Genomic DNA, 10592 nt, shown 5'->3' with positions numbered 1-10592 from the left:
ACCACCTTGATCGGATCATATGTTCCTATTATATCACACAAACATCCAACATCTATCCTCTTATTGGAAAAAGATAGGATGAATTTGACGCCCAAGGGCACACACAATAGAAAATGCATTTAGGCTTCGCCTAACCGAGATTCATCCCCTACCTGCAGAGGTAGGGGATGAATCTCAGAAGGCCGTTAAAAAAATCAGCTTCCTACTGGAATAGATTGTACTCACAGTCCTCCAACATATAAAAATGTATTTTTTATAAATAATCCCATTTTAGTTATTGACTTGATCCTAATAGAGTGGTATTTTGGTGAGGAAACCGGTTTCCTGTCATTATTTGCATACGTTCACCGTGAAACAGGCAGATGCTGAAGAAGAAGAAAGTAAGTAGTCTCATTGGCTATACCTGCCGGCTCCAAGCGGTTGCGCACCCGCTTTTCTGGAGGCAGAGCAGGACCGATCCGATGATTAAAGGCGGAACATTTGAAAGGAGAGTTGAATTATGAAATCGTATTCAAAGCTTTTGACGACCCTATCGCTTTCAATGAGCATGGTACTGGGTGCCGCATTGCCCGCATGGGCTTCCCCGGATACAAGCGTTGATAACAAACTTGATTACAGTACGGACGTTGTTTATCAAATTGTAACCGACCGGTTCTCAGACGGCAATTCGTCTAACAATCCGACAGGTTCTGCATTCAGCAGCGATCGTTCCAATTTAAAGCTGTATTTTGGGGGAGACTGGCAGGGAATCATCAACAAAATCAATGACGGCTACCTGACTGGTATGGGAGTTACGGCAATTTGGATTTCTCAGCCTGTGGAGAACATCACCTCTGTCATCAACTATTCCGGTGTTAACAACACAGCTTATCATGGTTATTGGCCCCGGGATTTCAAAAAAACCAATGCCGCCTTCGGGAGCTTCACCGATTTTCAAAACCTGATATCCACGGCGCATGCGAATAACATCAAGGTCATTATCGACTTTGCTCCAAACCATACCAGCCCGGCTTCGTCCACGAACGCAAGCTTTGCCGAGAATGGCAAGCTGTATAATAACGGCACGTTGCTCGGAGCTTATGGAAGCGACTCCGCCGGCTTGTTCCATCACAACGGCGGCACGGATTTTTCCACCATTGAAGACGGCATTTACAGAAACCTCTATGATCTGGCGGACATCAATCAAAATAACAGCACGATTGACAGCTATTTCAAGGAAGCCATAGACCTCTGGCTTGGCCTCGGTGTAGACGGCATCAGATTCGATGCGGTGAAGCATATGCCATTCGGCTGGCAAAAAAGCTATGTCTCCTCCATCTATAGCGGCAGTCATCCGGTTTTCACCTTCGGCGAATGGTTCCTTGGCACTGACGAAACCAGTACGGACAACGTCAATTTTGCCAACAACAGTGGTATGAACCTGCTTGACTTCGCATACGCTCAGGAGGTTCGGGAAGTATTCAAGGACAAATCGGAAACTATGAACGATCTCAACTCAGTGTTAGCCTCTACCGCATCCAGCTATAATTATATTAATAATATGGTAACCTTTATCGACAATCATGATATGGACCGCTTCCAGGTGGCAGGTTCCAGCACGCGGCCAACCGAACAAGCACTGGCGCTCACACTGACATCCCGCGGAGTACCGGCCATCTACTATGGTACCGAACAATACATGACCGGCGTTGGTGATCCGAATAACCGGGCCATGATGACAGGGTTTAACACCAACACAACAGCTTACAAACTGATTAAAGCCTTGGCCCCGCTGCGCAAGTCCAATCCCGCTATCGCTTACGGAACGACCACACAGCGCTGGGTCAATGACGACGTCTACATTTATGAACGGAAATTCGGCAAAAGCGTCGCCCTCGTTGCCATCAACCGCAACACGTCCACGCCTTATCCGATTTCGAACCTGTTATCGTCGCTGCCTGCGGGCACCTATTCGGATGTGCTGGGCGGCCTGTTAAACGGCAATTCAATTACCGTTGGCAGCAGCGGCTCCGTCACCAATTTCACGCTTGCGGCCGGAGGAACGGCTGTTTGGCAATATGGGGCTGCAGAGACATCGCCGACCATCGCCAATGTCGGACCGACAATGGGCAAACCGGGCAACACCGTAACGATTGACGGCCGCGGCTTCGGCAGCTCGGCGGGCACGGTCTATTTCGGCACTACGGCTGTCACCGGTTCAAACATTGTGAGCTGGGAAGACTCCCAGATTAAAGTGAAAATCCCAAGTGTCGCTGCCGGGAAGACGAATGTATCGGTAGCCACATCTTCCAGTACAAAGAGCAATGCCTTCAGCAATTTCAACGTACTGACGGCCGATCAGGTCACCGTGCGCTTTAAAGTCAACAACGCCACCACAGCCCTTGGAACAAGTGTATACCTGGTCGGCAATGTAGCCGAGCTTGGTGCCTGGAACACCTCTGGTGCGATTGGCCCAATGTACAACGTAGTTGAAGCATCCTATCCGACATGGTATTTCGACGTCAGCGTACCGGCAGGGACGGCACTGCAGTTCAAGTTCATCAAGTCGAACGGCACCACCGTCAACTGGGAGGGCGGTAGCAACCATACGTATACGTCACCAACCAGCGGCGTAGGAACAGTGACTGTCGACTGGCAAAATTAAACGGGTGCCATCAGCACGGAAATAAGGGATTGGCAGAGTTTGTTATCGCCAAGGCGCTTACGAAAAAAGGCTCTCTACAAACGATAAGGTATCGTTTGTGGAGAGCCTTTTTAATTAGCCATTATCTGATACAATGAAAGGACAAACCGAACTGGAGGTGCCAGCCATGCAATGGGAAGAAGTTCGTAAGATTTATCCCGATCAATACGTCAAGCTGCAAATCCTTGCTTCTCATACCGAAGGCAACACCAAGTTTGTTGATGAAGTCGCACTGATCCGTGCCATTCAAGACCCGAAAGAGGCGACCAAAGAGCTGCTTCAATCTAGGGATGGCATGATCGTGTCTCACACTGCAAACGAAGAACTGAAGGTTGAGATTCGCACACTTCGTGGCTTGCGGGGAGTCATGCACCATGAAAATTGAATACGTCGATGGATTATTGCAAACATCCCTTACCCTAAAATTTAAAGGACAAGAAATCACCATCGACAAACTTGTTATTGATACAGGGGCATCACATACTTTGTTATCTACTGATGCTATAGCAGATGTTGGCGTTTATTTTGAAACTGGAGATGAAATTGTTACTGCATTCGGTATCGGTGGTGAAGAAAGCTGCTTTCGTAAAACATTTGATTCAATTCATTTAGGCAGCTTTCATATTGATAATTACAAGTTGGATATTGGAGCACTTCATGAAAAGCTTTCGATCAATGGGCTTCTTGGAATAGATGTGTTAATGGCGGCAAATATTGTGCTGAATTTGGCGGAGCTTGTTATGCATCCTGCTTCTGAAAGAAAGGGGCAATAAGGAAGGCCCGCCAAATTGCTGAATGTGGTTGATAATGAAACATTAGTGTGTAATCTTCAAGATGCTTGAAATTAATTAATGATACTTTGCCACTGTTGTAGATTCGAAACATCATCGTATCCTTTCCTACATCAATAAGGTTCCAGCGTTACGTTAACATTCATATGCTATGAGAAGGATCTAACTTCTAATAATGTAACACCGATGTACGGGGCAAAGATTGGAGTATCAGTTAATTTTCTTTTGTAAAATTCATCTATTTGTTCTTGAATACAGGGGATTAATAAGGTACCCTTTCGCATGAATTATCCGTTTGTTTAGCATTAGTCGGCAGGCTGAATGAAATACTACTGATCACTAAAATCCCAATGATAATTTTCATTTTTCTCATGATTTCACCCCGTGAAGTTACCTTATACACGAACATTGTGCTGTATACGTTTATAGATAAACATCCTAATTGCTCATTACGTTCCCTTCCATGCATCCATCAAGCCAACCCGCCATCATACTCCCTCCTCTCCCCCCATATACATAAAAAGAACAGTTCCGCACGTTGTAGCGGAACCTTTGCGGCCTTGTCAGAATAGGTTGCAGCATACAGCCAAGCTGGAGGGAGAGATGGGATTATGCCCGGAGATGAGATAAAAGCGCTGGAGCGGGCGATTGCCGAGATTACGGAGATTGCTTCCGGGTTCGGGCTGGATTTTTACCCGATGCGTTATGAAATATGCCCTGCCGATATTATTTATACCTTTGGTGCCTACGGGATGCCTACGCGGTTCGGGCACTGGAGCTTCGGAAAAACTTTTCATAAGATGAAGTCGCAATATGATTTCGGACTCAGCAAAATCTACGAGCTTGTCATTAACTCCAACCCCTGCTACGCCTTCCTGCTGGACGGCAACTCGCTTGTCCAGAACAAGCTGATCGTGGCGCATGTGCTGGCGCACTGCGATTTTTTCAAGAACAATATGCGCTTCTCGATGTCCAACCGCGACATGGTCGAGAGCATGTCAGCCACGGCGGACCGAATCGCCGGCTATTCTGTCACCTACGGCACGGATGCCGTAGAGAGCTTCATCGACTCCGTGCTGGCCGTTCAGGAGCACATCGACCCCAGCCTGATCCAGCCGCGCAAGCTGGGTAAAACCCACCTGCTGGAAGCCAAAATGAAGGAGCGCAAGGACGCCTCATCCGGCAGCTCCGGTCCAGCGAATCCTTATGATGAGCTGTGGAATCTGGATAAGAGCACTGCTGCTCCCCCAGAACCGGATTCCGCAGGCAAACGCGCCTTCCCGCCAGAGCCGGAGAAGGATATCGTCTGGTTCATCCAGCAATATTCCACGTCACTGGAGGATTGGCAGCGCGACATCATGACCATGCTGCGTGACGAAATGCTTTACTTCTGGCCGCAGATGGAGACCAAGATCATGAACGAAGGCTGGGCCTCCTTCTGGCATCAGCGGATCATGCGTGAGCTGGATCTGACACCGGAAGAGACTGTCGAATACGCCAAGCTGAATTCTGCGGTTGTGCAGCCCTCCCGCCAGAGCCTGAATCCGTATTATTTAGGGCTGAAAATCTTTGAGGACATCGAACGCCGCTGGGACCGCGACAAAATGTTCGAGGTGCGGGAGCTGGATTCTGACATCTCTTTTATCCGCAGCTATCTGTCGAAGCAATTGGTCAATGACCTGGACCTGTATGTCTTCGAGAAAAAAGGTCCGGAATGGAAAATCACCGACAAGGCTTGGGAAAATGTCCGCGACCAGCTCGTACTCGCCCGGGTCAACGGCGGCTCGCCGTACCTTGTCATTCAGGACGCCGACTACGAGCGCAACGGTGAGCTGCTGATCGTGCACCGCTACGAGAGCATCGAGCTGGACCTGAAGTACCTGGAGCGCACGCTCCCGCACATCTATGCCCTGTGGGGCCGCACCGTGCACCTGCAAACCGTAGTCGAAGACAAAAAAGCCCTTTTTACCTATGACGGCAAAAAGGTGCAGCGGAAGTTTATGTAGTAGAGGTTGGAATAACAGCAAAAGGCTGGGAAGGTGGGAGTAACGGAGGGAATTTTGGAACTGTAGGAGCGATAGCGTCCGCCTGAGAGCTTTCCGAAGGAAAGCTAGCATCGTAAGCATAAGCTGTCTCCGGATTTAATCCGCAAGCGGATATAATCAAATAAATCCGGAGACAACAGCGGCCGAAAGTCCAAACATTCCCGCAGTTACGGCATCCACCGCGCAGCCTTTGCCTCAGCCTCTAAACTCTATTTTCCCGCTCGCACCCTCACCGGAACATAAATCTCCATCACCGTATCCACCCGGGAATGGCAGCGCTCGTCGTAATACTCGAAATCCAGCTTGCCTTCATCATACTCATAGCCGCTGGCCGGGAACCATTCCTCAAAAATATACCTCCAGGTGCTCTTGATCACCTGCACAAACGCCTCTTGCCCTTGTCCCTCTGAGGTGTCCACTGGCGGTGTAGTGAAAACCGCGTATTCCGCCTCACGCACAGCCGCCGTAAGCATGTCTCCGGTGACCCGGCTGAAGTCCTCCACAATCACCCCCAGCAGATAAGTGGCATTACCGCTCTCAGTGTCGGGAATACATAAACCAACCTCTCCGTGCTTGGGCGGATTCAGAATGGCGTACATTTTCGATTCCAGATTTTCACCTTCATAATTGCTCCAGAAAGAAGCGATATCCTTCGTATATTGACCTTCCGCCACATTGGTGTGGATGCCGTAGCCCGCAACACGGAAACCCGGTTTTTTTACAAATACAGGTTCCATCATATACCCTCCGATTTTCAAAATAGGTTCATCCTTATCCCGCAGAAATCCTTCCATCCGCGCCGCATATTGCGAGGGACTGTAGCCAAAAGCTTTGCGGAACGCCTTCGCGAACCCGCTCTGCGTCTCAAAACCATAATCCAGCGCAATATCTATAATCCTCCTGCCGCTGAACAGCTCGACCGCTGCCAGAGACAGCTTCCGGCTCCGCACATACTCCATCACCGGCATGTCCTTGCACAGACTGAACACCCGGCAAAAATGATACAGCGAGTACCCGGCCTCCGCCGCAATGTCCTCGGCTGTCAGATTTTTTTTAATATTGTCCTCGATATATTCAATAGAGCGTTCAATATCCTTACTGTAGTTCAAGCAGCCACCTAACCTTTCCCCGATCGGTGATTTCATTATAGCAACTGCCCGCACCCGGAGCTGTTCCTGTTTTGCTAAGCCGCTTCAATTGTAACCTGACAGGCTGTAGTCAAGTTAAATCAGGTATAGTAAGCACTATATTCTGGATTTATATTTGAACTGGAGGAGACGTTATGGCAGCAAAAACAAAAGAACAATTAGAATTGGAATACCAGTCTTTCATTCCTTACATTGAATCGCTGGATGCCCTTGCAGATGCACATTGGGAAGCGCCCATCGAGGCTGGCAAATGGTCATTAAAAGAGATGCTCTGCCACATCATGCTGTGGGACAAATACTTCTATGAAGAGGCTTTTGCCAAAGTGAAGGAAGATCAGCCGCTGACAGTAACACATCAGAACTTCAATGAGTTCAATGCCCGGGCGATTGAATATGCGAAGCCTCTGACCAAACAGACGGCCATCCAGCAATTTGTGCAGTACCGGAAGAAGATTTTAGATGTCATTATGCCATCGGGCGAGGAAGAATTCGCGAAAATCCATTTGGACGGGGACCGCAAGAAATTCAGTTTCCGGGGGTATCTGAGAGACTTTATTCCGCATGACAAACACCATAAGAAACAAATGGAGCAATACATACAATCCATCACCGGCAAGCAAACCAGCCAAGCTTAGACAAGGTGTTCATACCGGAGGACAGGCTCTTCCGCAAAAAAAGAAGCGTACCTCATGTTGCAGGAGGTACGCTTCTGTACTGCTCACTATAGGTTACTCATAGGCATTCGGCCCGGCCTTCATGCTGCTGTTCAGCCCGCATCGCGATACCGCTCCACTTCAAGCGATGCCAGTAAGAAAGGAGCCACCCCCATCGGAGCATCAGACACTACAGCCTCGGAAATGTAATAGTCGTAGGAGCCGTTGCGGTCCTTGCTTAGACCTGCCCCGTGGCAAATCTGATGCAAATGAACGCCCTGTTCATCCTCACTGGTCAAATGCGCCAGTATCCCTTCATAGCCTTTCAGCATCGCATCTTTGAAAGAAGGCTCCAGATACCGCAGCCGCAGCCCTTTGGCCATCGCATATACAAACATGCAGGAGCCGGTGGCTTCGAGATAGTTGCCTTTGCGCCCCGCTTGATCCAGCACCTGGTACCAAAGGCCGGTCGCCTTGTCCTGAACGTCCACAAGCGCTCCGCACATGCGCTGGAAAATCCCGATGATGGTTCCACGCTGCGGATGTGTAACAGGAAAATGCTCCAGACAGTCCACTACAGCCATCGCATACCAACCCATCGCCCGGCTCCAGAAATGGGAGGACAAGCCGGTGGAAGAGTCGGCCCATTCCTGCTCCCGGGATTCATCCCAGCCATGATAGAACAGACCGGTGCGCGGATCGCGGGTTCTGCGCTCAATCAGCAGCAACTGATGTGCTGCTTCGTTGATCAGCTCCGGGTGCTGAAATACTTTTCCATATTCAGCAAGAAACGGCGACGCCATATACAATCCGTCCAGCCACATCTGGAAGGGATAGATCTTCTTGTGCCAGAACCCGCCTTCCGAGGTGCGGGGATGGCCGATGAGCTGATCTGCCAGCAGATGGGCCGCTTCGGCGTAGCGGGCCTCTCCGGTATTCTGGTACAGCCAGAACAGATTTTTCCCCTGGTTGATCTGGTCCAGGTTGTATTCCTCCAGCGAATAGGTACGGATGGAGCCGTCCTCTCTAATGAAGGTGTCCATATGCCGCTGCATAAATGAGAGATACTCCGGTTCTCCAAGCTGAACTCCGGCCCGGGCCACTGCCATCAGCAGCATGCCAGGGACATATGCCCATCGTTCCAGTACAAATTCATGCTCACCCTTCGCATTACGCGCGCCGAGAATCGTATCCGCGATTTTGCGGGACCACCGTACATCAGTTGCTTGGGTTATACTCATCGCTATTCCTCCTGTCGCTTGTCTGGCAAGCCAAGTTTGATCTTACATACCGGCAAGCTGCTGCCGCAGCCAGCTAAACGCCGGTTCACCATGGATCTCATGCCCTCCTGCAAAAAAATCCGCCTCAATCCGGCCCTCTTGGCCCGCAGCTTCATAAATCTGCTGCAGCCGGGCTAAGGCTTGCCTTGCCCCGGCCGGTCCGAACAGTTGATCTGCGTCTCCCGATTCCAGGAACAAGCCGCGCGGTGCAATCAGCCCCAGCAAATCCGGCATTTCCGCCTCCAGCAGAATGCCGGGAATATAGTTGTCCAGATAATGGTTTCTCGTCAGAATACTGTCTGCAAATGTATTGGCATACCCGCTAACCACAGCGCAGGCAATCCGCTTGTCAAGTGCAGCCGTGAAGCCGGCTACCAGTCCTCCGCCGGAAATCCCCATAATGCCTACCCGTTCCGCGCTGACCTCAACCAGACTCTGTAAATAATCCAGCGCCCGCATGGTTTCGTAGATGCGGTAGCCGGCCATCGTCCGGCCGGCCAGCAGCAGCGCCGAGGACAGGCGGAAGCAGGAATTGCGCCCAGGCTCTCCGCTGGCGAGGTCCTCCTGTAGACGTCTGTCCCCGAAGCCGAGCAGCTCAGGCGCGGCGACGATGAAGCCTTGTCTCACCAGAGATACGGCAAAATCCTTATGCAGCCCCGGATCGCCTTCCCGGTCCGAGCCGTCCGGCTCCAGACCGATAATCTCCCGGCTGCCGTAGCCGTGTCCGTGAATAGCAAGAACCGCAGGTGCGGGAGAAGAGAGCGGACGGTCCGGGATCAGGAGATAGAGCGGCATGCGCAGCCCCTCGTAGGTAGTGATCTCTACACGCCTCCGGGTATACCCGGGACAATGCGTCTCCTCCAGAAGATCAGGCTGCAGCTCCGCCCGTCTCTCAGGGAAGCCGCCCAGCCGCTCAGCGAAAGCTGCTGCCAGCCCGGCCCGCCACTCTCCGTAAGGAGTATCTCCGCGGTAAGCTGAGCTTAGCGGTGCAGAACCCGTCAATTGCTTCATGTAATGCTCAAGTAGCTCCATCTGAAGCTGCCTCCTTGTCCAATCCGGAATGTGTGAATGCTTAATAGCCTTCAGGATGCCAGCCATCCAGGACAGACAACACCCTATACTCCGCAGCTTCCTGCGGAGTCAGTTGCCGGGACCATGCTGCTCTGTCTGCCGGGCCCGCTCCGGGCCCGCTGCTGCCGAATTCTTCATAGCGGCTGGTCTTCTCCCTGTCCGGCTGCCCCCAGTTGTGCCAGCCTTCGCCGATGATTGAACTGTCCATGACTGTACGGATAAAAGCTACATGAGCAAAGGGGCGCCAAGGGCGTCCAAGATAGACCTCGCTCACTCCTTCACCGCCAGTTATCTGGCAGTCAAGAAAGACATATCCGTACTTCGTGCCCTCCGGTGTTGAGGCTGCTGTAATGTATCCCCTCGAGCGCTTGTTGTGCAGATGGCAGCGCTCAAACAATGCGGTAGCGGCACCGAATATATAATCCACATCGCCTTCGATATAACATTCGTTATAATATTGTCTGCCTTGTCCTGTGTAAAGTGTATCCTGGTCACCAAGGAGGCGCACTCGGCGGAACACCGCCTGCCCGGCATCAACGAAGGCTGCCACCGCTTGCCCGGTACCCGGACCGGAAGCGTTCCGGATGGTCAGGTTCTCAGCCGTGAACCCTTCGGCAAATACATTCAGCGTACCGGATCGGAAGGTTCCCAGCGGCTCTCCATCCGGGCCAAGGGTATGGGCATTGTCAGACCAGGTGATCATCGTGGACTGCGGGTCCTCCCCCAGCAGCAGAATGGGCGGCGCCTCCTTCACTACCGTTACTTTTTCCTCATAAATGCCGGGCCTGATGCGGATAGTAACCTCCGATTGTAATCCGGGCGGGATGGAATCCAGCGCCTCCTGCAGACTGGCATATCCTTCTCCGCTGTTCTTCGATACTGTAATTAGCATGTCGGGCTCCTTTCATATCAGCCAGTATT

The 10592-nt window shown here is 51.2% G+C and carries 9 protein-coding genes; 5 read left to right on the top strand and 4 right to left on the bottom strand.

What is annotated here, in order from left to right:
- Positions 1–499 precede the first annotated feature (499 nt).
- From ACX1DY_RS30975 to ACX1DY_RS30960, 4 genes are all read left to right on the top strand, one after another.
- Positions 500–2644 (top strand): alpha-amylase family glycosyl hydrolase, encoded by a 2145-nt coding sequence (locus ACX1DY_RS30975; RefSeq protein ID WP_458967963.1) that lies wholly within the window; start codon positions 500–502, stop codon positions 2642–2644.
- Between the two features lie 166 nt (positions 2645–2810).
- Positions 2811–3068 (top strand): hypothetical protein, encoded by a 258-nt coding sequence (locus ACX1DY_RS30970; protein ID WP_458967962.1) that lies wholly within the window; start codon positions 2811–2813, stop codon positions 3066–3068.
- Positions 3058–3456: a retropepsin-like aspartic protease gene (locus ACX1DY_RS30965; protein WP_458967961.1), complete on the top strand. Its 399-nt coding sequence runs from the start codon at positions 3058–3060 to the stop codon at positions 3454–3456. The genes ACX1DY_RS30970 and ACX1DY_RS30965 overlap by 11 nt, the downstream gene beginning before the upstream one ends.
- Before the next feature lie 629 nt (positions 3457–4085).
- A complete protein-coding gene (locus tag ACX1DY_RS30960) occupies positions 4086–5480 on the top strand; it encodes a SpoVR family protein (protein WP_458967960.1) in 1395 nt (464 codons plus the stop codon).
- 248 nt (positions 5481–5728) lie between these two features.
- Here ACX1DY_RS30960 and ACX1DY_RS30955 read toward each other — a convergent pair whose 3' ends face one another.
- Positions 5729–6628, bottom strand: coding sequence for an AraC family transcriptional regulator (locus tag ACX1DY_RS30955; RefSeq protein ID WP_458967959.1), 900 nt, complete (start codon positions 6626–6628; stop codon positions 5729–5731).
- A gap of 173 nt (positions 6629–6801) precedes the next feature.
- On the opposite strand from ACX1DY_RS30955, the gene ACX1DY_RS30950 reads away from it, so the two are divergent.
- Complete coding sequence (locus tag ACX1DY_RS30950; protein ID WP_458967958.1) at positions 6802–7302, top strand: DinB family protein; 501 nt, start codon at positions 6802–6804, stop codon at positions 7300–7302.
- A 131-nt stretch (positions 7303–7433) separates the two neighbouring features.
- Here the strand turns inward: ACX1DY_RS30950 and ACX1DY_RS30945 are convergent, their stop codons facing one another.
- Genes ACX1DY_RS30945 through ACX1DY_RS30935 form a run of 3 tightly spaced genes read right to left on the bottom strand, consistent with a single transcriptional unit; the run spans position 7434 to position 10563 of the window.
- Complete coding sequence (locus ACX1DY_RS30945) at positions 7434–8561, bottom strand: glycoside hydrolase family 88/105 protein (RefSeq protein ID WP_458967957.1); 1128 nt, start codon at positions 8559–8561, stop codon at positions 7434–7436.
- 42 nt (positions 8562–8603) lie between these two features.
- On the bottom strand, positions 8604–9632 hold the full coding sequence (locus tag ACX1DY_RS30940) for a dienelactone hydrolase family protein (RefSeq protein ID WP_458967956.1): 1029 nt from the start codon (positions 9630–9632) through the stop codon (positions 8604–8606).
- A gap of 40 nt (positions 9633–9672) precedes the next feature.
- Positions 9673–10563 carry a pectinesterase family protein gene (locus tag ACX1DY_RS30935; RefSeq protein WP_458967955.1) on the bottom strand — a complete coding sequence of 297 codons (891 nt, stop codon included), beginning with the start codon at positions 10561–10563 and terminating at the stop codon, positions 9673–9675.
- Positions 10564–10592 lie beyond the last annotated feature (29 nt).

The organism is Paenibacillus sp. BAC0078 (genome assembly GCF_054483875.1).
The sequence above is the reverse complement of the archived record's forward strand: the minus strand, read 5'-3'. Positions and strand labels throughout refer to the sequence as shown.